General features: G+C 60.2%; 22 protein-coding genes. 8 read left to right on the forward strand and 14 right to left on the reverse strand.

The genetic code is table 11. From position 1 onward, the window contains the following. Window positions 1–34: 34 nt before the first annotated feature. From LB453_RS17560 to LB453_RS17575, 4 genes are all read right to left on the reverse strand, one after another. Window positions 35–1,561 carry an FAD-dependent oxidoreductase gene (locus tag LB453_RS17560; RefSeq protein WP_103795145.1) on the reverse strand — a complete coding sequence of 509 codons (1,527 nt, stop codon included), beginning with the start codon at window positions 1,559–1,561 and terminating at the stop codon, window positions 35–37. Window positions 1,562–1,799: 238 nt separating this feature from the next. Then, window positions 1,800–2,108: a PsiF family protein gene (locus tag LB453_RS17565; RefSeq protein ID WP_103795146.1), complete on the reverse strand. Its 309-nt coding sequence runs from the start codon at window positions 2,106–2,108 to the stop codon at window positions 1,800–1,802. A 108-nt stretch (window positions 2,109–2,216) separates the two neighbouring features. After that, the gene (gene iraP, locus LB453_RS17570) at window positions 2,217–2,471 is read right to left on the reverse strand and encodes an anti-adapter protein IraP (RefSeq protein ID WP_103795147.1); all 255 of its coding nucleotides are present in this window, start codon (window positions 2,469–2,471) and stop codon (window positions 2,217–2,219) included. Between the two features lie 208 nt (window positions 2,472–2,679). After that, a complete protein-coding gene (locus LB453_RS17575) occupies window positions 2,680–2,838 on the reverse strand; it encodes a hypothetical protein (RefSeq protein WP_199187302.1) in 159 nt (52 codons plus the stop codon). A gap of 263 nt (window positions 2,839–3,101) precedes the next feature. Between LB453_RS17575 and LB453_RS17580 the strand changes: the two genes are divergently transcribed. Then, complete coding sequence (locus tag LB453_RS17580; RefSeq protein WP_146053807.1) at window positions 3,102–6,227, forward strand: beta-galactosidase; 3,126 nt, start codon at window positions 3,102–3,104, stop codon at window positions 6,225–6,227. On the opposite strand, the gene LB453_RS17585 is transcribed toward LB453_RS17580, so the two are convergent. Further along, window positions 6,112–7,383 (reverse strand): multidrug efflux MFS transporter, encoded by a 1,272-nt coding sequence (locus LB453_RS17585; RefSeq protein ID WP_103795148.1) that lies wholly within the window; start codon window positions 7,381–7,383, stop codon window positions 6,112–6,114. The two genes, LB453_RS17580 and LB453_RS17585, sit on opposite strands and share 116 nt — an antisense overlap. A 404-nt stretch (window positions 7,384–7,787) precedes the next feature. On the opposite strand from LB453_RS17585, the gene LB453_RS17590 reads away from it, so the two are divergent. After that, on the forward strand, window positions 7,788–8,036 hold the full coding sequence (locus LB453_RS17590) for a biofilm development regulator YmgB/AriR family protein (protein ID WP_103795149.1): 249 nt from the start codon (window positions 7,788–7,790) through the stop codon (window positions 8,034–8,036). A 144-nt stretch (window positions 8,037–8,180) separates the two neighbouring features. On the opposite strand, the gene LB453_RS17595 is transcribed toward LB453_RS17590, so the two are convergent. Both LB453_RS17595 and LB453_RS17600 read right to left on the reverse strand, forming a co-directional pair. After that, entirely contained in the window at window positions 8,181–8,477 is a 297-nt protein-coding gene (locus LB453_RS17595; protein ID WP_103795150.1) for an I78 family peptidase inhibitor, read from the reverse strand. 255 nt (window positions 8,478–8,732) lie between these two features. Beyond that, window positions 8,733–11,306: an EAL domain-containing protein gene (locus LB453_RS17600; RefSeq protein ID WP_103795151.1), complete on the reverse strand. Its 2,574-nt coding sequence runs from the start codon at window positions 11,304–11,306 to the stop codon at window positions 8,733–8,735. Window positions 11,307–11,523: 217 nt separating this feature from the next. On the opposite strand from LB453_RS17600, the gene LB453_RS17605 reads away from it, so the two are divergent. The 3 genes from LB453_RS17605 (at window position 11,524) to LB453_RS17615 (ending at window position 12,809) form a co-directional block, all read left to right on the forward strand. Continuing rightward, window positions 11,524–12,171, forward strand: coding sequence for a CPBP family intramembrane glutamic endopeptidase (locus LB453_RS17605; protein ID WP_103795152.1), 648 nt, complete (start codon window positions 11,524–11,526; stop codon window positions 12,169–12,171). A 118-nt stretch (window positions 12,172–12,289) separates the two neighbouring features. Continuing rightward, window positions 12,290–12,460, forward strand: a complete 171-nt coding sequence (locus LB453_RS17610) for a hypothetical protein (RefSeq protein WP_094078501.1) — start codon at window positions 12,290–12,292, stop codon at window positions 12,458–12,460. Window positions 12,461–12,569: 109 nt separating this feature from the next. Beyond that, window positions 12,570–12,809 (forward strand): hypothetical protein, encoded by a 240-nt coding sequence (locus LB453_RS17615; RefSeq protein WP_103795153.1) that lies wholly within the window; start codon window positions 12,570–12,572, stop codon window positions 12,807–12,809. A 116-nt stretch (window positions 12,810–12,925) separates the two neighbouring features. Here the strand turns inward: LB453_RS17615 and yniD are convergent, their stop codons facing one another. The 5 genes from yniD to LB453_RS17640 all read right to left on the reverse strand — a co-directional run bounded on the left by yniD (window position 12,926) and on the right by LB453_RS17640 (window position 16,037). Further along, window positions 12,926–13,033, reverse strand: a complete 108-nt coding sequence (gene yniD, locus LB453_RS17620) for a small membrane protein YniD (protein WP_224481535.1) — start codon at window positions 13,031–13,033, stop codon at window positions 12,926–12,928. Window positions 13,034–13,141: 108 nt separating this feature from the next. Beyond that, entirely contained in the window at window positions 13,142–13,570 is a 429-nt protein-coding gene (locus tag LB453_RS17625) for an OsmC family protein (RefSeq protein ID WP_033752779.1), read from the reverse strand. 44 nt (window positions 13,571–13,614) lie between these two features. Then, window positions 13,615–14,802 (reverse strand): FMN-dependent L-lactate dehydrogenase LldD, encoded by a 1,188-nt coding sequence (gene lldD, locus LB453_RS17630; RefSeq protein ID WP_103795154.1) that lies wholly within the window; start codon window positions 14,800–14,802, stop codon window positions 13,615–13,617. A gap of 18 nt (window positions 14,803–14,820) precedes the next feature. Beyond that, a complete protein-coding gene (gene lldR, locus LB453_RS17635; protein WP_103795155.1) occupies window positions 14,821–15,588 on the reverse strand; it encodes a transcriptional regulator LldR in 768 nt (255 codons plus the stop codon). Window positions 15,589–15,824: 236 nt separating this feature from the next. Then, window positions 15,825–16,037, reverse strand: coding sequence for a hypothetical protein (locus LB453_RS17640; protein WP_103795156.1), 213 nt, complete (start codon window positions 16,035–16,037; stop codon window positions 15,825–15,827). A gap of 406 nt (window positions 16,038–16,443) precedes the next feature. On the opposite strand from LB453_RS17640, the gene dbpA reads away from it, so the two are divergent. After that, a complete protein-coding gene (dbpA, locus tag LB453_RS17645; protein WP_103795158.1) occupies window positions 16,444–17,826 on the forward strand; it encodes an ATP-dependent RNA helicase DbpA in 1,383 nt (460 codons plus the stop codon). A 71-nt stretch (window positions 17,827–17,897) separates the two neighbouring features. Here dbpA and LB453_RS17650 read toward each other — a convergent pair whose 3' ends face one another. Further along, window positions 17,898–18,290, reverse strand: a complete 393-nt coding sequence (locus LB453_RS17650) for a YgiW/YdeI family stress tolerance OB fold protein (protein WP_103795159.1) — start codon at window positions 18,288–18,290, stop codon at window positions 17,898–17,900. 177 nt (window positions 18,291–18,467) lie between these two features. Between LB453_RS17650 and LB453_RS17655 the strand changes: the two genes are divergently transcribed. Then, the gene (locus LB453_RS17655; protein ID WP_103795160.1) at window positions 18,468–19,430 is read left to right on the forward strand and encodes a chemotaxis protein; all 963 of its coding nucleotides are present in this window, start codon (window positions 18,468–18,470) and stop codon (window positions 19,428–19,430) included. 456 nt (window positions 19,431–19,886) lie between these two features. Continuing rightward, the gene (locus tag LB453_RS17660; RefSeq protein ID WP_103795161.1) at window positions 19,887–21,455 is read left to right on the forward strand and encodes a methyl-accepting chemotaxis protein; all 1,569 of its coding nucleotides are present in this window, start codon (window positions 19,887–19,889) and stop codon (window positions 21,453–21,455) included. Window positions 21,456–21,558: 103 nt separating this feature from the next. On the opposite strand, the gene LB453_RS17665 is transcribed toward LB453_RS17660, so the two are convergent. Continuing rightward, entirely contained in the window at window positions 21,559–22,554 is a 996-nt protein-coding gene (locus tag LB453_RS17665) for a glycosyltransferase family 2 protein (RefSeq protein WP_103795162.1), read from the reverse strand. Window positions 22,555–22,561 lie beyond the last annotated feature (7 nt).

Genomic DNA, 22,561 nt, shown 5'->3' on the forward strand with positions numbered 1-22,561 from the left:
ATGCGGGGCGGAGCGTCCGCTCCGCCCGCCTTCGCTACTGCTGGTAGCTCGCCACCGTCGCCAGCGCCTGTTCCATGGTCATCGGCTGCTGCATCTCCAGCACCAGCGCTGCGGTCAGCGTATACATGCCGCAGGAGAACGCCGCCGCGAGCTTGCCCTGCTGGCCGTAGAGGGCGATAAAGGTTTTCTTCTCCAGCGAGCCGATCAGGCGATACTCATCCCACCTGTCGGCATGGCCGAGATACTCGTAGCGCGTGCCGAAGTGCGTGGTCCAGAAAAAGGGCACCCGATCGTACATCATGCGCCTGTCCAGCATATTAAAGGCGGCGATGCGCCCCTGCTGATGGGCGACGCGATAGTGCTCGACGCGCAGCGGCCCCTGCGGCGTCAGATAGCTGGCACTATCCCCTGCCACCCAGACGTCTGGCGTCACGCGCAGCTGGCTGTCGGCCAGCAGGCTGCCATCCTCGCGCAGCGGCAGATCGTGAATAAAGCCGGTGGCTGGCTGAATACCGGTCGCCAGCAGCACCACGTCCGCTTTGATGCGGCGGCCATCCTGCAGGCGCAGCGCGGTAACCTGATGTTCCCCCTCCAGCGCCGCTGGCTCGCCGTCGACAAAGTGTACGCCGTTGCTGCCGTGCAGATCGCGGAAATAGCGGCCGATCTGCTCGCCGAACTGACGCGCAAAAGGCAGCGGATGCCGCGCCACCACGCTTACCTCAACGTCGCGATTGCGCAGCGCCGACGCCATCTCCATGCCGATAAAACTGTTGCCGATAATCACCAGCTGCTGGCTCTGATCGACCTCCTGCAGCAGCGCGTCAGCCTGCGCCAGCGAACGCAGCAGGTGTACGCCCGCCAGCTCGCTGCCGGGCAGTTCGGGACGCTGGGGCGCGCCGCCGGATGCGATCAGCAGCTTATCGTAAAAGAGCGACGTGCCGTCGGCGAAGTGGATTCGCTGTTCACGGGTGTCGAGACGCGTCACCTCCCCCTGCAGGCGATCGACATGCTGCAAAATGTCCTCTTTCAGGATGCGCGGCACATCCTTGATATCCATCTTGCCGGAGGGAACGAATTTGGTCAGCGCAGTGCGGTCGTACGGCGCTTCCGGCTCGCGCTCCACCAGCACCACCTTTCCTTTAAACCCTTCGCGCCGCAGCGTCCAGATGGCGGCGCTGCCAGCTGCGCCGCCGCCAAGCACCGCATACACCGGCGCCTCGCCGCCGCTGCCGATGGGCGTCGCAGATGACATCGGTTTAGGGTTGACCTGCACGATGCCGTTCTCGACGCGCAGCGGAAACTGTTTGAGATCCGCCAGCGCCAGCGGTTCGCACATATGGCCATCCTCCAGCGCAAACACCGCTTTATGCCAGGGACAAACCAGTTTATCGCCGCAGATAGCGCCCTGCTCCAGCGGCGCACCCGCATGTGGGCAGGTGGCCTGAAAGGCGCGCACCTGTTCTCCATCGCGCACCAGCAGAATATCGGTATCGGCTATTTTTGTTTTGGTCGGCTGGCGGTCGGGCAGATCTTTTAAGGCGATGACAGGCTGATAATTCATGACTCGGCTCCTTCTTTGTCGTTATTCACCAGGGCGTCCCGTGCGGGCGCCGCTATTCCCCTGCAAAAAGTAAGTGTGGCAAAAGAAAGCGAAAGGCAGAGTCGGAAAAGAGAAAAAGCGTTTAACCCGTTGTTAAGCTGCCGGATTAAAGTTTTAGCAAGTGTAAACGGATAAAAAAGCGGAGCGGGAGAGGCAAAAGAATGCGTACGGCCGCAGTGCGGCCGTTATAAATAAGGTATCAGGCTTTTTTCAGGCAGGAACTCATAAAGGTTTTACGGGCGTCACCGCTGAGCTTTTTATCGCCCGCTTCATTATTACAGGTTTTCATTTTCACCTGCTGCGGCGTCATGCCGGAAATCTTGCTCTCTTTCTTCAGGCATTCGCTCATAAAAGATTTACGCGCGTCACCCTTGAGATTTTGCGTGCTGGCGTGCTGGTTGCACTGCGTCATTTTTTGCTGCTGCGCCGTTTTTTCAGCGGCCTGCGCTACGCTGACGCCGCTGACCAGCAGACCCGCCATCACGACTGCCGCTAAATGCACTTTCATGGTATGACTCCCTCTATGAATAGTCCGTTAATTCTGGCACGAGATAAACAGAGCGGTGGATTTTTGCGCAAATTTGCAGCAGCGATCGCACTGCCGGACTATTTACAATCAGACGCGCGGATGGTTAAGTAATTTATCCAGGTAGTTGCGTAACAGAAGCGCGTCTTCATTACTGGCGTCAGCGTTAGCATTGTGCATCGCATTATCAATACCTGCGGCGATAGCGTGCTGTTGTTCGGGATCCAGCTTGCGCAGCATCGCCGTTACGATAATTTCCAGCGCCTCAACCTGAGCCACCAGTTCTTTAGACTCTTCTTCTTTTGCCGCCAGTTTTACCAGTAATTCAGCGATAAGGTTCTTCATGCCCTTGTCCCGTGGCTAAATAAAAGCAGACGGTATCACTCAGCAAAATAAAAAAACAGCGCTTTTGGCCGATTTTGCTCAGCGCTTTATCACCACTTTTATTAAAACAGGGGCTAAACCTATTTTAAGAAGCGGGAGAAACGTTTTACCGTTAATTAAGCGAGACGTAAATCGTTTCAGCCCGGAATATAATAGAGATTATGCGGGATTAATGCGGGCCAGCGAAACCGTGACCGGGACCGCCCCAGCCGCCACCACCACCGCCGCCGCCAGGGCCTCCCCAGCCGCCGCCCGGAGGCGGAAAAATACAGCCGCTCAGCGCGGCGATCAGCGCCACAACCGCGGCAACTTTAATAATGCGTACCATAACAACCTCTGGGTGGATGAAATCGGGCTGAGTGTATGAGCGTCAAAACGGGCCGACAAGAGAGAATTCTCTGACTCAGGGCGCTATTAATCCTTGCATACCAGGCTTAACGATTTACTGGCACTAAGGCGACACAAAACCCGCATTCCAGCCCGCTGCGGCGCAGCGTCCGCTAAAAAAGCGCGGCTGTCGCCTCGCTGCCGCTCTTTACAGCCAGCGGAAAACATTGCATTGTGAGCGCAATACAAATTAAGGATCCCCCTATGCCAACGCCGCCGATCTCACTGAGCCAACTTCTTGCCCGCCGCGACTGGGAAAATCCGGTCGTTACCAGCCTGAATCGCCTTGACGCACATCCCCCCTTCGCCAGCTGGCGCAGCGAAGCGGCAGCGCGCGACGACCGTCCCTCTCTCGCGCAGCGCAGCCTGAACGGCAGCTGGAACTTCAGCTACTTCAGCTGCCCTGAGGCGGTACCAGAGCGCTGGCTGCAGGAAGATCTGCCCGACGCCGCCGTTCTGCCGGTGCCCTCTAACTGGCAGCTGCACGGCTACGACGCGCCTGTTTACACCAACGTTCAGTATCCCATCGCCGCAACGCCGCCCTGCGTGCCGCAGGAGAATCCAACAGGTTGTTATTCGCTCACATTTACTCTTGACCACGGCTGGCCTGCGGAGGGGCAGACCCGCATCATCTTCGACGGCGTCAGCTCCGCCTTCTATCTCTGGTGCAACGGCCGCTTTATCGGCTACTCCCAGGACAGTCGTCTGCCCGCCGAATTTGACCTTAGCGCGGCGCTGGTGCCGGGCGCTAACCGGCTGGCGGTCATGGTGCTGCGCTGGAGCGACGGCACCTGGCTGGAAGATCAGGATATGTGGCGCATGAGCGGCATTTTCCGCGACGTCTCGCTGCTGCATAAGCCGACGCCCCATCTGGCGGACGTCCAGCTGGAGACGCAGCTCAGTCCCGAATACCGCAGCGCGGATCTGGTGGCGCGCGTGCGCGTGACCGCTCAGGACAAGGCGCTGCGTTTGCGACTGACCCTGTGGCGCGAGGGCGCGCAGGCGGGCGTCGTCGAGCAGCCGCTCGGCAGCGCAATTATCGACGAGCGCGGCAACTATGCGGATCGCGCCGAGCTACGCCTGCACGTTGACGCGCCCGCGCTGTGGAGCGCTGAAACGCCGACGCTCTACCGCGCCACGCTGGCGCTGCTCGACGCGCAGGGCGAAACGATTGAGGTCGAGGCGTACGATGTCGGTTTCCGCCGTGTCGCCATCGAAAACGGCCTGCTCTGCCTGAACGGCCAGCCGCTGCTAATACGCGGCGTAAACCGTCACGAGCACCATCCAGAGAGCGGCCAGGTGGTGGATGAGGCGACGATGCGGCGCGACATTGAGCTGATGAAGCAGCATAACTTCAATGCGGTGCGCTGTTCCCACTACCCTAACCATCCGCTCTGGTACCGGCTGTGCGACCGCTACGGCCTGTACGTGGTCGACGAAGCAAATATTGAAACCCACGGCATGCAGCCCATGAGCCGCCTGGCGGACGATCCGCGCTGGTTCGCCGCCTTCAGCGAACGCGTCACGCGCATGGTGCAGCGCGATCGCAACCACTGCAGCATTATTATCTGGTCGCTGGGCAATGAGTCAGGTCACGGCAGCACGCACGACGCCCTCTATCGCTGGGTAAAAAGCGCTGATGCGACGCGGCCCATACAGTATGAAGGCGGCGGCGCCAACAGCGCGGCAACCGATATTCTCTGCCCGATGTATGCGCGCGTCGATGAAGACCAGCCCTTCCCCGCCGTGCCGAAATGGTCGCTAAAAAAGTGGATCGGCCTGCCGGGGGAAAACCGGCCGCTGATCCTGTGTGAATATGCGCACGCCATGGGCAACAGCCTCGGCGGCTTTGCGAAGTACTGGCAGGCGTTTCGTCAGTTTCCGCGCCTGCAGGGCGGCTTCGTCTGGGACTGGGTCGATCAGAGCCTGACGCGCTACGATGAAAACGGACAGCCCTGGCAGGCCTACGGCGGTGACTTTGGCGACAAGCCCAACGACCGCCAGTTCTGTATGAACGGGCTGGTGTTCGCCGACCGCACGCCGCACCCGGCGCTGTTTGAAGCGCAGCGCGCGCAGCAGTTCTTCCACTTTACGCCAGACGCCGACGATCCCTGGCGCTTTAGCGTCAGCAGCGACTACCTGTTCCGCCACAGCGATAACGAGGTGCTGCGCTGGCGCGTCGAGCAGCAGGGAGAAGTAGTGGCGCAGGGCGAAGCCGCGCTCGATATCGCGCCGCAGGGAACGCAGCGCTTCAGCATTCCGCCGCTGGAGAAGCTCACCGGGGAGTGCTGGCTCAACGTCGCCGTTCATCAGCGCGCCGCAACCCCCTGGTCAGACGCCGACTGGCGCGTCGCCTGGCACCAGTGGCCGCTGCCCGCCGCGCTGGCACTTCCGCCGCTGCCGCCGCAGGGCGAGCCGCCGAGGCTTAACGCGCAACAGGCGGTTATCGCGGTGACGCACCGCGGCCAGCGCTGGCACTTTAGCCGCCAGAGCGGCGAGCTGACGCAGTGGTTTGTTGACGATCGGCCGATGCTGCTGTCGCCGCTACAGGACTGCTTTATCCGCGCGCCGCTCGACAACGATATCGGCACCAGCGAAGCGGAGCGCGTCGATCCCAACGCCTGGTCGGAGCGCTGGAAAGCGGCCGGCTATGACGCCATGACCCACCGCGTAGCGCGCATCGAGACGGAGACGCTGTCGAACGCGGTGCAGATCAGCGTGCTGCACGGCTGGTATGCCCAGGGCAGGCTGGCCTTTCTTAGCCATAAGCGCTACCGGTTCGACGCGCAGGGCGAAATGTATCTGGAGGTAGAGGTGGAACAGGCCGCCGACGCGCCCGCCCCGGCGCGCATCGGCCTGCGCTGCCAGCTCGCCGACGCGCCGCAGCAGGTTGCCTGGCTGGGGCTTGGCCCCCATGAAAACTACCCGGACCGCCAGCTGGCGGCGCAGTTTTCGCGCTGGCAGCTGCCGCTCGACGCGCTGCACACCCCCTACGTCTTCCCGAGCGAAAACGGCCTGCGCGGCGGCACGCGCTGGCTCGAGGCGGAAGGCTGGCGCGTCAGCGGCGCGTTCAGCTTCTCGCTGAGCCGCTACAGCCTTGAGCAGCTGCGCGACGCGTCGCATCGCCATCTGCTGCGCGCGGAGCCCGGATGCTGGCTGCATCTGGACGCCGCGCATATGGGCGTGGGCGGCGACGACTCCTGGAGCCCGAGCGTTAGCGCCGAGTTTCTGTTGACTCAGCGTCGCTGGCGCTATGCGCTGCGCTTCTCCCCTTCGGCTCCAGCAGGGTGCGCGGACGGCGGTAAAAGCGCTTCAGCAGCAGCACGTTAATCAGCACCACCAGCGCGGTGGCGAAGAAAACCCAGCGGTAGCCGCTCAGCGCCGACACCGCGGCGCCGAGCAGCGGACCGGCGACGTTGCCGAGATACATAAACGACTGGTTGTAGCCGAAGATACGGCCGGTAATGTTGTCACGCGAGTGGCGCACCAGCAGCGTCTGCACCGCAGGCATCATCGCGCCGTCGGCAAAGCCGAGCAGAAAGCGCAGCACGCCGAGCTGGGTGGCGCTGGTGACGAAAGACATGGCGATCAGCAGCAGCAGCGACGCCACCATGGTCGCCAGCAGAATACGCTGGGTGCCGATGCGGTCGCCCAGCCTGCCGAGGCGCGGCGCGGCAATCAGCGCCGAGATGCCGGGCAGCGCGGCGATAACCCCGCTGAGAAAGGCGATATTGTCCGCCGTCGGCGCCAGCTCGCGCACGAACAGCGTCAGAATCGGGTTAACCGAGCCGTTGCACATCTGGATCACCATCGTGGTGACAAACAGGCAGAGCATCAGCCTGGGGTTATCAAGCGAGGCGAACACCTCGCGCCCGCTCAGCTTCTCCTTTTTACTGACCGGCTTATAGCCGGTCTCTTTAATCAGCAACAGCGTCACCAGGAAGCTCACCAGCAGCAGCGCGGCGGTAACGATAAAGACCATGCGCAGGCCGACCCAGTCCGCCAGCAGCCCACCGAGCATCGGCCCAAGGATCACCCCGCCGATCTGGCCGGTGGAGACGCAGCTCAGCGCCCAGCCGCTGCGGTCGCGCGGCACCTGCGCCGCCACCAGCGCCATGGCGTTGGGGATATAACCCGAGGTCAGCCCCATCAGGGCGCGCAGCAGCAGCAGCTGCCAGGCCTGGGTGACAAAGGCCTGCAGCAGGATCACTATCCCCATGCCTGAGGCGGCGCGCAGCAGCATCAGCTTGCGTCCTTTGCGATCGGCGAGGCTGCCCCACAGCGGCGCGACGGCGGCCGAGATCACAAAGGTGATGCTAAAGGTGAGTCCCGACCAGAGGCTAAGCGCATCGCCGTCGGTGATCCCAAGCTGTTCGATATAGAGCGGCAAAAAAGGAATGATCTGGCTGATGGCCAGGCCGGTGAAAAAACAGCCGAACCAGACGGAGATAAGATTGATTTTCCAGGATTCTATTGTGCGTGGCATGAGCAAACTGGCGCTATCAGAGGGAGAAGAGAGTTTAACAACGGCTCCTTATTGCTGAGCGGCAAATCATGGCACGAAATGAAAAAAACCGTTTTTCGCTGTCTGAGGCCCTTTTCACCCTCCCGCAGAGGGCGTTAGCGCTTTTTTGCAGTGAATCGTGAGGGTATTCCCGCTGGCGTGTCAGCAGAGATGAAAAAATATGTCAGGCTGTTACTGACAAGTTCCGGTGTCGGTTGTATGTTTAAAAAAACGCCAGTTTCTCTGGCGTCGGCGCCCCGTTCCGGCTGCGCTAACGCCTCCGCCACATCCTGTCGCGGCGAGGTCCACAGTTACCCTTTACGTTGACTTTCACGCTGCGCTGCGCAGGTCGTGACAGACGCGCCGTCGCCTTAGCGGAGGTGGATATGAGAACTCAAAACAGTGCCAGCCGTGCGATTGTGGACTATTTCAACAGCCCGGCGTGGAACGCGCCGCAGGAGTCCGATCTGCTGGCGGTGATCCTGCGCGAGCTAATGGAGGCTGGCGAGCCCGCTACCAATAAAGCGGTGATCGCGCGCGTTATTGAGCGGCTGGAGGTGGAAGGCGACGCGCGCCGCCTGGAAAATTATCGTCAACTGCTGGCGCAGCTAATGGAGACCGGTTCATCGGAATAGGCTAAAAAAATTCCCGCCGAAGCGGGAATAAACAAGACGAGCATTGCATATTGAGAGTGACGTGGAAATCTCTGTTATCCGCTCTCTATACTCAGCCTGATTGATGACCAGCGCGTGACAGTGCGACGCTTTTTTTATGACGGCTCAGCCGCAGTAAACCTGGGTGATAACATCATCTTTGTCCGCCAGGAAGTTGAGGCGGTGCAGATTAAAGTCCATTGTCACCGCGCTGTTCCAGCGGATGGCGCGTACCGGCGTCTCCAGACGCACACTGCTGGCCGCGCTGAGCGGTTTGCCGACGTAGCTCTGATACTGCGAAGCACCACAGGTGTCGCTTGCCGCATCCGCGCCTGCCGCAGCGCTTTCGGTTTTAGTCGCCGACTGGCAGCCGGCTAAGGCGAACATTCCCAGCGCCAGCAGCGCTTTTCCATAATATTTCACGTTTTCTCCTCATGGACGTGGTGAACTCGCCCCAGAGAGTAGCAAAGGCGCGCCCTCGCCTTAACCCTTTGCGGCTAAAAAGATCGCCAGCAGGCGGCCGATCGCGCCGAATTTTTCAGATAAATCGCACTTACTGAACAAATCTCCCTCAGCGGCCGGCTAAAATTATTAGGAATTTTCCTCGGAGGATCCTATGGAACTGGCAATTTTTGTGGGCTTTGCCGTTCTGATGACCGCTGTAGCGGTTAAAGTGCGTTAAGCCCGAACCTGTTGAGATGTTGTCTCCAGAAGCGCAGTAAAGACCGCCAGCGGCACGGGGCGTCCCAGAAAGTAGCCCTGCCCTTCTTCGCAGGAGAGCCGCTTTAGCTGGTCGAGCTGCGCTTCTGTCTCAATCCCTTCCGCCGTAATCGTCAGCGCAAACGCATGCGCCAGCGCGATAATACCCGCCACGACCGACGCCGCCTGCTGCGACTCCGGGAAATCCTTTATCCAGGAGCGATCGATCTTCAGACCGTTAAATGGAAAGGTCTTCAGATAGCCGAGCGCCGCATAGCCGGTGCCGAAATCGTCGACCGTCAGCCTGACGCCGAGCGCGCGCAGCGCCTGCATCACCTCCAGCGCCTGCTGCGGATGGTCGAAGGTAACGTTTTCCGTGATCTCCAGCTCCAGCCGCTTCGCGGGCAGTCCGCTGCTCTCCAGCGCGTGCGCAACGCGCTGCACTAAATCATGAGTGCGAAACTCTACCGGCGAGATATTGACCGATACGTAGCGATCCGCCCCCCAGCCGCTGGCGTCGCGGCAGGCGCGCGCCAGCACCCAGTCGCTAATGGCGACAATCAGGCCGTTCTCCTCCGCCAGCGGAATAAAGCGATCGGGCGCGATCGTCTCGCCGTCCGAAGGCTGCCAGCGGATCAGCGCCTCCGCGCCCGCCAGCCTGCCGCTTTGCAGCTGATAGCGCGGCTGGTAATGCAGGCAGAACTCATCGTTGCGCAGCGCCTGCTCGAGGCGCTGCACCATCTCGCGCTTATGCTCGCGCTGGCTGGCCATATTGCTGGCGTACCAGACCCAGCGGTTGCGCCCCGCCGCGCGCGCCTCGTTAAGGGCGATATCCGCCATGCGCAGCAGCGCCTCAGGATGGCTGGCGTCCTGCGGCGCGCAGGCGATACCGACGCTGGCGGTAAGGTAGTGTGCCTGCTGGCCCGTGTAGATCGGCAGCTGCACCTCCTGCAGCAGCCGGGCGCAGCGGCGCGCTATTTCGCCGGCGTCGCTCTCCTGCAGCACCAGCACAAATTCGTCGTCTCCCAGCCGCGCCGCCAGCTCGTGGGCGCCGACGCCGCGCTGCAGCCGCTGCGCCAGCTGATTCAGCACCTGCTCGCCCGCCGCGTGCCCCCAGTTATCGTTCAGCGGTCTGAACTGATCGAGATCGAGGCTGAGGATCGCCAGCGGCTGAGGCGGCTCCAGATGGCGCGTTAAATACTCCTGCAGCTGAATGCGGTTGGCGAGTCCCGTCAGCGCGTCATGGCGCGACAGGAACTGGATGCGCGCCTCCGCCTCCATACTCTGGGTAATATCGGACACCGTGCCGCGAAAGCCGGCGCGGCGCCCCTCTTGCCAGATGGTTTTCGCCACCAGATGACCAATGCGCCGTTCGCCCTGCGCGCTCATAAACTGGCAGCGCAGCGGCGCGGAGGAGCCGTTGCTCTCCTGGCGCATCAGCCAGGCCACCAGCGAATGACTCGGATGGGTCAGCAGACGGTCGATATGCTCTCCCATCCAGTCGGCGATGGCGTGGCCGGTCAGGCGATGAAAGCGTGAAGAGAGATAGATCAGCCGCCCCTGCTCATCGGTTTCCCAGATCCAGTCCGAGGCGGCTTCCGCCAGATCGCGAAAGCGCGCTTCGCTGTTGGCCAGCTCCTGCTGGCTAAGGGTCAGCATGGCGAAGCGGCGATCGGAGAGAAGGGCGTGATGCAGCGCGTGGCGGCTGACGCGGCGTGTAATCCAGCCGGTGACCAGCGCCACCGCCGCCAGTATCGGCAGCAGCAGCATCAGCAGGCCCGTGCCCGGCATTTTCGGCTGCCAGCGCAGCGTCACCGCTTCGCCCCCTGCCGCCCCGAGCGTCAGGCTCGCGGGCTGAGGCGCGTCAGCCTGCGCCGCGCCGCGCAGTGCCCAGACGTCGAGCATCTTGCCCAGCGCCTCTAACTTCGCGGGGGTAAACAGGTTAACAAACACCAGCACCGACGGCGCGCCGGGCGGCTCAGCGAGGCGCGCCGCCTTGCCCATCGAGATGGGCGCCGCCACCACAAGAGCGGGCTGGCGCGCAATAACGGCGTTTTGCGCCAGCGCCGCGTGCTGCAGCCTGCGCGCGTCGCGCAGCAGCGAGGCGCTCTGCGCGCCGAGCCAGGCCTCCAGCGGCAGATCGGTGAGTTTTCCATTGATCACCGCGTAGCGCGTGCGGCCCGCGCTATCCACGACAAAAACGCCTTCGTAGTGATACTCGTTATAGAGATCCGGGCCAAGATTCTCCTCATCCCAGGCCCAGCGCGTGTTGAGCGTCAGGTGCAGGTTGCGCCACGCCTCACCCCAGAAGGCGTAGTCGCGCACGTCGGTCAGCATCGTCTCCTGCCGGGCTTCCCACGCCTGGAGCAGCCGCTGTCGATCCTGATCCGTCGCGTCGCGGTTCTGCCGCTGGGCGATGACAAGCACCATCAGCACGACCAGCAGCAGCACGACGGCAAGCAGCAGCGAAAAGATGCGCAGGCTGCGGCGCGTGCGCTCTTCAGCCGCCGGCGCAAAGCGGCGCGACGGCGATTCCGGTGGAACAAATGTCATCAGGGGCGCTCACAGCAAAACGGTTAAATGCGTTCGGGCGACAGCGGGTCGACGGCTGACGCAGGGGAGCCGAACAGGATTAAGCGGTTATCGGCGCGCGCCGTCGCGGATTTAGCCTGGGGCGGTAATTTACTGCGCTAAGTTTGTACGCGCGCCTCCCTCGACAGGGATCGGGCGCGTTGCTACTATGCGCTTTCCTTCGATGGCTGGGTCGCCTATGAACACCAATCCCGACAGAGTGACGTTGACGCTGTTCTACGTCGGCAGCTTTGTGGTCTATTACCTCGTGACGATGCTGATTACGCTGTTTCCCAACTACGGCGTGCTGCGTAACGACGGGCTTCTGGTGCCGGTGCTCTGCCTGTTTGAATTCGCCGTGATCTACCCGCTCTACCGCTTCTATTGCCAGCGCCGCAGCGATCTGCCGCTGGGAGAGCTGCGCGTTCGTCAAACGCTCTTTTTTATCCTCGTACTCTTTGTGCTGATGGCGGCGCAGACGCAGTTTTTGCAGCCTGAAGGCTGGCTGGTGGAGCAGGCGCACCAGGGACGCAATTCGATGCTGATCCTGCTGCTTACCGCCGTGCTGCTGGCGCCGGTGTTTGAAGAGGTGCTGTTCCGCGGCTTTCTGCTGCAGGGATTTCTTCTGTGGGCGCCGCGCAGCCGCTTCGCCTGTATGCTGCTGACCTCGCTGCTGTTTGCGGCGATGCATACGCAATATGTTCACTGGGAAACCCTGGTGGCGCTGACGCTCTTTTCCCTGCTGCTCTGCTATGCGCGCCTGCGCAGCAACAGCCTGGCCCTGCCGATTTTCCTGCACACCCTTAACAACCTTATCGCCCTGCTGCCCGCCTGGTTTTTCTCCTGATACGCCATACCGCTCTGGCTGATAATGCCTTGCCGACACGTTTGTCTATACTGGATCGTAAAAAAGGAATCTTAGCATCACAGTCCGTACCAACGAGACCGTGTAAAGGAGTCGAGCCATGTTGATTGGATTTGTGTTGTTAGTGAGCGCCTGCGGCCATGACGCCTGCGATGCCCTGCCGGTATCGGAGCGTATTTACCCGACGAAAGCGGCCTGTGAAACCATGGCGGATCGCATTCATAAAGTGCGGCCCGGCGTGGTCCTGCTGTGCGGCGAAGTGCATCGCTAATTAAGGCCGCTAAAGGATGTGGAGAAAAAAGAGGCGGTTTAAACGTTGCAGCCAGCGGCAACAGCGTTCAAAATATAAGCTGTTTTAACCTATTATCGTTGTGAATCCCATGAAAACACCACGCCCCCGTCGTCCGACTGGACGCTGGGTTTATTACATTTTGTATGACGGCATTATCTGGCCCTGCCCGGTACGCTGGGAGTGGGAAAGCGGCTACGGCGGCTGGCTGCCGTTTTACTATTCGCCGACCTTCGAGTTCGTCGCCGGCGATCCCGGCAAGGCGTATCGTATCGCCCGCAGCGACGTGCGCGCTAAACGGCGCGAGCAGGAGGAGCGTGAATATGTGTAGCGCCGCTCAGGAGGAGACCCAGGGCAGCCAGGATGAGGTCAGCAGAAAGTGAATCAGCTCCAGCGCCAGCACAATCATCACTAATACGCCCAGCTTGTGGCGGCAAATCCACGCTTTCAGGCCCATATCATCGCCGCCCAGCGGATCAGCATTAACGCGCCGCAAATACAGATCAGCACCAGCACCATTTTCCAGTGTCTTTTAGCCGGCAGATATTTCGCCACGCTCCCCCTCCTTCCGCAGAAAGAAAAGATGCGCCCCAGGGCGCATCCATTGCGGTTCATCGGAACCGATATCAGCCAGCACAGCTTAATCGCTGGCGGCCTGCTGAATCAATTATTCAGGGTGTAGTCGAGGGTGATCTCAGCGTTGAGCACCTGCGAAACCGGACAGCCCGCCTTCGCCTTCTGAATGATTTCGTCAAACGCCGCGCTGTCGATGCCCGGCAGGCTGATGGTGCTGTTCAGCGCCACTTTGGTGATGGCGAAGCCTTCGCCTTTTTTGTCCAGCGAGACGTCAGCGGTGGTGTCGATGCTCTGCGGCTTGTGGCCAGCATTACCCAGCATCAGCGACAGCGCCATCGAGAAGCAGGCGGCGTGCGCCGCGCCGATCAGCTCTTCCGGGTTGGTGCCCTTCTCGCCTTCAAAGCGGGTGTTAAAACCGTAAGGCGTCTGGCTCAGCACGCCGCTTTCGGTGCTGATGGTGCCTTTCCCTTTGATATCGCCTTCCCAGTGCGCCGATCCTTTCTTGTGAATAGTCATTTCAATCCTCCTGTTGATGAAGAGTGAGTAAGTATAGACAAGGCTCAGCTAACAGCACGCGGACGCGGCGCTTCGCTGGCATAAGCGAGCGACGCGCCGGCATCCACCAGCGCGTCGCGCGTGATTTCGGCGATCGATTTCGCGCCGGTCAGGGTCATCGCCACGCGCATCTCTTTTTCCACCAGCCCAAGCAGGTTTTCCACGCCGCGCTGGCCGTGGGTCGCCAGCGCGTAGAGCCAGGCGCGCCCCAGCAGCACGCTGTCGGCGCCCAGCGCGATCATGCGCACCACGTCCAGCCCGTTGCGAATGCCGCTGTCGGCGAGAAGAGTAATGTCGCCTTTCACCGCATCGGCGATGGCGGGCAGCGCGCGCGCCGAGGAGAGCACGCCGTCCAGCTGGCGGCCGCCGTGGTTCGACACCACGATGCCGTCCGCGCCGAAACGCACCGCGTCGCGCGCATCCTCAGGATCGAGAATGCCTTTGATCACCATCGGGCCGTCCCAGAATTCGCGGATCCACTCCAGATCGCGCCAGGAGATCGAGGGATCGAAGTTGTTCGCCAGCCAGCCAATATAATCTTCCAGCCCGGTCGGCTTGCCGAGGTAGGTGGAAATATTACCGAGATCGTGCGGGCGGCCGTGCAGGCCGACATCCCATGCCCACTGCGGGTGGGTCGCCGCCTGCCAGTAGCGACGCAGCGCGGCGTGCTGCCCGCTCATGCCGGAGTGCGCATCGCGATAGCGCGCGCCGGGCGTTGGCATATCGACGGTAAACACCAGCGTCGAGCAGCCTGCGGCTTTGGCGCGCTCCAGCGCGTTGCGCATAAAGCCGCGGTCGCGCAGCACGTAGAGCTGGAACCACATCGGGCGGTTGATGGCGGGCGCCACCTCTTCAATCGGACAGACCGACACTGTCGACAGGGTAAAAGGGATCCCTTTGAGCGCCGCGGCACGCGCCGCCTGCACCTCGCCGCGACGCGCATACATTCCGCATAGCCCAACCGGCGCCAGCGCCACCGGCATCGATAACGTTTCGTTGAACAGGCGGGTTTCCAGGCTTAGCTCGGACATATTCTTCAGCACGCGCTGGCGCAGCGCCACGTCGGAGAGATCCTCGACGTTGCGCCGCAGGGTGCGCTCGCTGTAGGCGCCGCCGTCGATATAGTGGAAAAGAAACGGCGGTAAAATACGCTGCGCGGCGGCGCGATAATCGGAAGCGGCGGAGATAATCACAGGTCGTTTTCCTTGCGGTTAAAAAGAGTCATTGCCTGGCAGACGCGTAATGCGCGCCTGGCGCGCTTCGTCTTCATGCAGGTTTTTCAGGGTGGCGTGGACAAAGCCGAGGTGATCCATCGCCGCCCGGCGCGCCGCCTCCGCCTCGCCGGCGAGGATGGCGTCGAGCAGGCACTGATGCTGTTCGGTGAGACGGGCGAAAATCGCCGGCTGGCTGTACATACGCTGGCGGCTTTGCAGCACCGAGGACTGCAGCAGCGCAAAGAAGCCGCGCATGGTCTGCAGCAGCACCAGGTTGTGCGACGCTTCGGCGATAGCGAGATGAAAGCGCACGTCGGCCTGCGCGGCGAGATCGGGATCGTCGCTCTCTTTCAGCTTTAGGGTGGCGTCGAAGGCGAGCCGCAGCCGCTCCTTATCCGCCTCGGTTGCGCGCTGCGCCGCGTACCAGGCGGTGCTCGCCTCGATCGCGTGGCGCGCTTCGAGAATGTCGTAGCGGTAGTCGGGATCGTCCTGCAGCAGCGCGCGTACCGGGGCGACGATGCGCTGCTCTGCCCAGGGGGCCAGCTGCTGGCGCAGCCAGGTGCCGCCGCCGCGACGGCTGATCAGCAAGCCGCTGCTGACCAGCTGCTGTAGCGCTTCGCGCAGCGAAGAGCGCGACACGCCCAGCTCAGCGGCGAGCTGGCGCTCGGCGGGCAGCCTCATGCCCGGCTCCAGTTTTTGCTGCTCTATATAGCGCCGCAGCCGCACCACAAGGTGCTCAGCGGCTGGCGATGTCGATTCACTCATGGCGTCATCCCGAAGCGGCGCTTTTGGTCGGACCAAAAGCGCGCGGTGCGTCAATATAGACTTAAATGGTTAATCTTTTGTTAACCTGAGACAACCTCACGGGCGCGAATTTTCCGCTTCTGTGACTTGCGCTAAAAAGCAGGCTGGAATTGGTAGGACCAAAAAGGCGGGCGGAGAGAAAAGAGAGGCATAAAAAAGCCTCCGGCTGGAGGCTTGGTTCTACTGGGACGATGGCGTCAGGCGCTTTTTGCCCATTTCTGAGCCGTCATCATTTCCATCGCCAGCGCAAACAGCTGCTGCTGATGCTGTTCCGCGCTTTCGGCATAGCAGCCGATCATTGAGACAACCTTGTCAGCAGATAAGCTTTCACCGTGGACATGCAGCGTAAGCACTGCGCGACCAACGATTTTCAGCACTTCTTCATGTGATCCCTGGGCAATATTACTCAATGGAGAACCCTCAAACTGTCGTTGTAATAGAAGCTGGCGCGCTAAATATAAAGCAATTGCAGTGATTATTTTATCGGCTCGATCGGGGAGTTTATTTAATGATTAATTCTTTTGCTGGAGGAAAAAAAAGGGAATCATCTGATACAAAAAGAAATTAAGTTGCCCGATCGGGCAGTTATAAAGCTTCAGCTGGTCTTAAAAAGCCACACGATATGCACAAAAGCTCGCGCGCGGCGGGTAAACATTAGAAGATAACATCCATTCTCACCGATCTTCGGGTTATTCCTAAGCGCCTGCATGGCGAAGCAATCATGCAGGTAACCCTTTTCGCTGGTTGCCGCGCGTCGCACATTCTGCCAGACTTGCCGCGCTATTTTTCGACCACCTTTTGCCGCCGAGGCCGCCCGTGACCGCATTTACTACCCTTACCGCTCTTCCCGCCAGTCAGATCGCCAACCTGGCCGATATGGGCTATACCGAGATGACGCCTGTTCAGGCCGCTACGCTGCCCGCTATCCTGGCGCGGCGCGACGTGCGGGCGCAGGCGAAAACCGGCAGCGGCAAAACGGCGGCGTTCGGCATCGGCCTGCTGCATCATATCGACAGCAGCCGCTACGTTACCCAGGCGCTGGTGCTCTGCCCGACGCGCGAGCTGGCGGACCAGGTCAGCAACGTGCTGCGTCAGCTGGCGCGCTTTACCCGCAATATCAAGATCCTTACCCTGTGCGGCGGCCAGCCCATGAGCGCGCAGCGCGACTCGCTGGTACACGCCCCGCATATCGTGGTCGGCACGCCGGGCCGTATTCTCGATCACCTGAAGCGCGAGACGCTGAAGCTCGATCGGCTCGACACGCTGGTGCTCGACGAGGCGGATCGCATGCTGGAGATGGGATTCCGCGACGATATGGAGGCGGTGGCCGCGCTCACGCCCGCCAGCCGCCAGACGCTGCTCTTCTCCGCCACCTGGCCAGAGAGTATCGCCTCGCTTAGCGCACGCTTTCAGCGCGACGCGCTGCACGTTGCCACCGAAGAGGTAAGCGAGCTGCCCGCTATTGAGCAGGCGTTTATCGAAGCAAGCCCAGGCGAAAAGCTGCCGCTGCTGCAGGCGCTGCTGGCGCAGCGTCAGCCAGCCTCGTGCGTGGTCTTCTGCAACACCAAACGCGAGTGCGACGATATCGCCGCCGCGCTTAACCAGCAGGCTATCAGCGCGCTGGCGCTGCATGGCGATCTGGAGCAGCGCGATCGCGAACGCGTGCTGATCCGCTTCGCCAACGGTAGCGGGCGCGTGCTGGTAGCGACCGACGTGGCGGCGCGCGGCCTGGATATTAAAGCGCTGGCGATGGTGGTGAACTATCAGCTGGCGTGGGATCCCGAAGTGCATGTACACCGCATCGGCCGCACCGGACGCGCCGGCGAACAGGGCAGCGCGGTGAGCTTTGTCGCGGCGGATGAGATGGCGCGCGCCCACGCGCTGGAAGATTTTCTGCAGCAGCCGCTCAGCTGGCTGCCGGCCAGCGCGCTGAAAAAAGGCGCGCGCCAGCCGCTGCCGGCCGCCATGATGACGCTCTGCATCGACGGCGGGCGCAAGGCGAAGATTCGGCCTGGGGATATTCTCGGCGCGCTGACCGGCGACGCGGGCTTCCGCGCCGACCAGATCGGCAAAATCGATATTACCCCGACCCATGCTTATGTCGCCGTAGCGGCGAGCGAAGCCAAAGCGGCGCTGGTCAGGCTGAAGCAGGGAAAAATGAAGGGTAAGAGCGTGCGGGCGATTCTGCTGCAGGATTAAGAGTAACGCTGGAATGGCGCGGGGGTTAACTGCCCCGCGCCGGAAATAAATGTGCCGAAACGCCGGCCGGGTTACGGCAGGTCAATCTGGGTGACGTGCAGCACCGTATTCTCGCCTTTACCTTTTACGTGGCCGCTGACGCGCACCTGCTCGTCCGCCTTAAAGGTTTTGCCGTCGAAGGTTTTTTCCGGCGCGATAATGGTGATGGTGCCGGTGCTGTCGCGGAACTGGTAGTTATCGCCCTGCAGCTTCTTCAGAATATAGCCTTCAAGCGTGACGTAACCGTCCTGACGAAAATCGCGGATCTGGTTGATATGGGTCTGGCCGGTATCCTCTGAACCTTTATAGCCTGCATCCTGCTTTTTCTGCGGCGGCGGCGTTGCGCCCGCTTCAAAACCGCCCTTCTCAGCCAGCGCTGGCAGACTCAATACGGCCAACAGCGTAAACGTCATGACTTTTTTCATGGTGCGCTCCTTTAATGAAATTTTTCCGTTGTGACCCTCTAAGCCTGGCACAAGAATCGCTAACTGCGCGCGCGATCAAATTTGCGCACTCGCCTCTCACTTTTTAGCCAGTCGTGCCGATAACGCTTTTATCATTCACTTTCGCCGCGCATCAGGCGGCAGCAAGGCAGAGCAACGATGGATAATTTTCAAAAAGAGATAGATGAAAGAGCGAATCTGGCGTTATCGAACCGCTTTGAACTGCTGCTGTTCCGTCTGGGCACCGATCAGGCCAGGGGGAAATCGGAGCTGTTCGGCATTAACGTCTTCAAGCTGCGGGAAATTGTGCCGATGCAGCCGATTACCCGCGCGGCCGGCATGCGTTCGCCGCTGCTGGGCATGACCAATATTCGCGGCCAGTTTATTCCGGTGATCGACCTGCCGGCGGTGGCGGGCTGCACGCCGGAAACCGGGTTGAATCTGCTGCTGGTTACCGAGTATGCGCGTAATACCCAGGCTTTTGCCGTGGAGTCGGTGGATAACATCGTGCGCCTCGACTGGAGCCAGGTGCATACCGCTGAGAAAGGCATCGGCGGCCGCAATATCACCAGCATCGCCTGCCTCGACGATGAAAAGGGCAGCAACAGCCTGGCGATGGTGCTCGACGTCGAGCAGATCCTCTATGACGTGATCCCTTCGGTGCGCGGCAACGAGCCGACGCCGGAAACGGTGCGCAGCTTTAAGATCAAGCCTGGCGCGGTGGCTATCGTTGCGGAAGATTCGAAAGTGGCGCGTCAGCTGCTGGAGCAGGGCCTGAAGAGCATGGGCATTCCCGCGCTGATGCACAACACCGGCCTGGAAGCCTGGCTGAAGATTAAAGAGATGAACGAAGCGGCGCAGGCGGCGGGCGAATCGATCCACGACAAGATCGCACTGGTGCTGACCGATCTTGAGATGCCGGAGATGGACGGCTTTACCCTGACGCGCAATATCAAGCGTGAGGCGTCGCTGAAGGACATTCCGGTGGTGATTCACTCCTCGCTCTCCGGCAGCGCCAACGAAGATCACGTGCGCAAAGTGGGCGCCGACGGCTACGTCGCCAAATTCGAAATCAACGAACTCTCCGCTGTGATCCACAGCGTGCTGGAAAAAGCCCCCTGATGCACCCGGCACGCGCGACGCCCCGTTGCGCGTGCCTTTTCCGCCCCCGCTTTATCCTCTCTTTTACCGCGTTCCCTCAATCCTTTTATCCCTCTCTCAGCCCATGCCGATCGCCTCGCGGCGTGCCATCGATCTCGGCTAAGCCCGCCCTGCTCTCCCCACAGGCTCACCGCCTTAATGTAATTGCTTAGCGTGACTAATATTATCGCACTCACCCGCCGGGCTGCCGTTTGTGCCACTAATGATTGTCCTTCACCGCCTCAATTAACCCTGCTTTTTGTGCAGAAATAACCCGCAAAAAATTAAAGTCAAAACAGAAGCATCCGATAACTTGTGCACCGGCTCTCATTTTTAGCCCTTTGCGGGCGGCCTGGGGGCAGTAAAGAGGGATCACACAAAAGCGTTAAAAAACTTAACCATTCAGCAAAACACTTAGGTAATCGCGGGAGAACAGAGATGTTGAGATTGAAAAATATGAAGGTCGGCGCCCGGCTTGGCATCGCCTTCGGTATTGTTGTGGTGCTGATGGTCATCATCGGCGTCACCACCGTTAGCAAAATCCAGAGCATTAACAGCGGCATTTCCGCCATCATCGATGACCGCTATGTCAAAGTCCGCCTCGCCTTCGACGTGCGCGACGGCGTCAACGACCAGATTAAATATCTGCGCGGCCTGGTGATTGATACCGCCCATCCCGACAGAAACATCAAACGCTATGGCCAGCTGGATGAAGCGACCCAGCGCACCAATACCGCGATGAACCGCATCGCCGCTATTCAGGTTACCCCCATCGGCAAAAAGAAAATCAAGGGGCTGATTGAGGCGGGCCAGCAGTTTGAAGTGGCAAAAAACGCGCTGATTGCGCTGATCAAAGCGGGTGATTTTGAAGGCGCAGGCGTTTACGCGCTGAAAACCATGACGCCAGCCCAGAACGCTTTCCTTGAGGGCGCCGAGAAATTTGCTAATTCGCAGGATTCACAGCTGCGCGGCGAAGGCCAGAGCATTATTAGCGCCGCCAGCACGGCGATTATGATTACGCTGGTCTGCGCCGTACTGGCGATCCTCGCCTCGATACTGCTGGGCATTTACCTGACCCGCTCGATTGTGCGTCCGCTGAAGGAGGCGCTCGGCGTGGCCGAACGCGTTGCCGCAGGCGACCTCAGCTCTAAAATCACCATCGACAGCCGCGACGAAACCGGCGTGCTGATGCGCGCGCTGCAGCAGATGAACGATAACCTGCTGAGCATTGTGACCGAAGTGCGCACCGGCTCCGATACCATCGCCGTGGCGTCGAATCAGATCTCCAGCGGCAACCTGGACCTCTCAACCCGCACCGAACAGCAGGCAAGCTCGCTGGAAGAGACCGCCTCGGCGATGGAGCAGATGACCTCTACCGTGAAGCACAACGCCGACAACGCGCGCGAAGCCAATCAGCTGGTGGCAAGCACCTCGGCGGTGGCGCGCGAAGGCGGCGTGGTGATGGAACAGGTGATTGAGAAAATGGAGGCCATTGCGCTGTCGTCGAAGAAAATCGTCGATATCATCAGCGTGATCGACTCTATCGCCTTCCAGACCAATATTCTGTCGCTCAACGCTGCCGTCGAAGCGGCGCGCGCCGGCGAACAGGGACGCGGATTCGCCGTGGTGGCGAGCGAGGTGCGTAATCTGGCGCAGCGCTCGGCATCGGCGGCGAAAGAGATCAAACTGCTGATTGAAGATTCCGTGGCCAAAGTTGAGGAAGGCAGCAGGCTGGTTTCCCATGCCGGATCCACCATCGGTGAAGTGGTGAACAGCGTGAAGAGCGTGGCGGGCATTATGAGCGAAATCACTATTGCCAGCAGCGAGCAGAGCACCGGCATCAGTGAGATCAATATGGCGATTACCCAGATGGAAGCGGTAACGCAGCAGAACGCCGCGCTGGTGCAGGAAGCCTCCGCCGCATCGCAGGCGCTGCAGGATCAGGCCGAGCGTATGGCGCAGGCGATGAGCGTATTTAAAACCGGCGCGCTGCGCCCGGCGCAGTAAGCCGTTCAGCATTGGGCGACCCCGAGGGCCGCCCGATGTGATTAACGCGAGTAAACCACAGAGGCATGTAACCCGGTCGTGTGTAGCGGATGAAAGACATCCATTAAAAAGCACGCGCCTTATAGAGGGCGTAAAGACAGTAGTAAGCCGCAAAGCTATTTAAATTCATAATAATATACTTCAGCTTTTCGTTGCGGTTCAGCAGGATAAAAATCCCTTTCGAATATTTTCCGCGTTTTATCTCGTTAATTTCCCGCGAAATTTCATTATGCGTAAAGGCGTCGTGGTACATCGAGGTTACGATCTGCATATCGAGCGCCAGCACCCGCTTCGACACCCCTTTAAGAAAGTAGTCGAGATCGCGATGCATATACTTTTGCATAATGGTGTCATACAGCCCGGTCAGAAACTGTTTGCGCTCTTTTAGCTCGTTGTACTGCACGCGCTTCTTTGACAGCGAATCCATAACGTTTTCGTAATGATAGGCGGCGCTGTCGATCACCAGACAGTTGCTGACGTTGTAGAAATAGTTGAGGTTGAACAGCAGATCTTCACTCATGGAGATCCCCTCCAGGAAATAGAGATTGTTCACCTCAATGACGCGCCGGCTGTAACACTTATTATGCAGATAGCCGATATTATCGCTCATCTCCAGCTCGCCCAGCAGATAAGGCATCTCCTGCGCCGCGAAATAACCATATTTGCGGAGGGTGCCGATGCGGTCGTCCACCAGGTTGCCGACAATTAAATCTACCGGCCTGCCGCGACTGTTATCCAGCGACTGCTGAAAACTGGCAAGAAATGAATCCTCTACCCAGTCATCGGCGTCGAGGAAAATAATAAAATCCCCTTGCGCCTGCTTTAACGCGCGATTGCGCGCCGCGCTGACGCCGCCATTCGGCTGGTTGATTACGCGAATCGTGGGCTGATAGCTAAACTCCTCCAGCAACGCGGCGGTGCCGTCGGTGCTGCCGTCATTAACCACTATCACCTCGTAATCATCGCAGGTTTGCTGCAATACACTGATCAGGGTTCTTCTCAATGTTTTTTGCGCATTCCACGCGGGAATAATAATGCTGAACTTTGGTGTTGGAATCATGTTTAAT

The organism is Pantoea agglomerans, from assembly GCF_020149765.1.
Classification (GTDB): Bacteria; Pseudomonadota; Gammaproteobacteria; order Enterobacterales; family Enterobacteriaceae; genus Pantoea; species Pantoea alvi.

Coding starts and splice junctions, on each gene's coding strand:
- LB453_RS17590 (WP_103795149.1), top strand. CDS start 7,788: ATGAGAACTCAAAACAGTGCCAGCCGTGCGATTGTGGACTATTTCAAC.
- lldR (WP_103795155.1), bottom strand. CDS start 15,588: ATGAGTGAATCGACATCGCCAGCCGCTGAGCACCTTGTGGTGCGGCTG.
- LB453_RS17655 (WP_103795160.1), top strand. CDS start 18,468: ATGGATAATTTTCAAAAAGAGATAGATGAAAGAGCGAATCTGGCGTTA.
- LB453_RS17615 (WP_103795153.1), top strand. CDS start 12,570: ATGAAAACACCACGCCCCCGTCGTCCGACTGGACGCTGGGTTTATTAC.
- LB453_RS17585 (WP_103795148.1), bottom strand. CDS start 7,383: ATGCCACGCACAATAGAATCCTGGAAAATCAATCTTATCTCCGTCTGG.
- LB453_RS17600 (WP_103795151.1), bottom strand. CDS start 11,306: ATGACATTTGTTCCACCGGAATCGCCGTCGCGCCGCTTTGCGCCGGCG.
- LB453_RS17665 (WP_103795162.1), bottom strand. CDS start 22,554: ATGATTCCAACACCAAAGTTCAGCATTATTATTCCCGCGTGGAATGCG.
- LB453_RS17580 (WP_146053807.1), top strand. CDS start 3,102: ATGCCAACGCCGCCGATCTCACTGAGCCAACTTCTTGCCCGCCGCGAC.
- LB453_RS17660 (WP_103795161.1), top strand. CDS start 19,887: ATGTTGAGATTGAAAAATATGAAGGTCGGCGCCCGGCTTGGCATCGCC.
- iraP (WP_103795147.1), bottom strand. CDS start 2,471: ATGAAGAACCTTATCGCTGAATTACTGGTAAAACTGGCGGCAAAAGAA.
- LB453_RS17625 (WP_033752779.1), bottom strand. CDS start 13,570: ATGACTATTCACAAGAAAGGATCGGCGCACTGGGAAGGCGATATCAAA.
- LB453_RS17605 (WP_103795152.1), top strand. CDS start 11,524: ATGAACACCAATCCCGACAGAGTGACGTTGACGCTGTTCTACGTCGGC.
- LB453_RS17575 (WP_199187302.1), bottom strand. CDS start 2,838: ATGGTACGCATTATTAAAGTTGCCGCGGTTGTGGCGCTGATCGCCGCG.
- LB453_RS17565 (WP_103795146.1), bottom strand. CDS start 2,108: ATGAAAGTGCATTTAGCGGCAGTCGTGATGGCGGGTCTGCTGGTCAGC.
- LB453_RS17560 (WP_103795145.1), bottom strand. CDS start 1,561: ATGAATTATCAGCCTGTCATCGCCTTAAAAGATCTGCCCGACCGCCAG.
- LB453_RS17610 (WP_094078501.1), top strand. CDS start 12,290: ATGTTGATTGGATTTGTGTTGTTAGTGAGCGCCTGCGGCCATGACGCC.
- LB453_RS17650 (WP_103795159.1), bottom strand. CDS start 18,290: ATGAAAAAAGTCATGACGTTTACGCTGTTGGCCGTATTGAGTCTGCCA.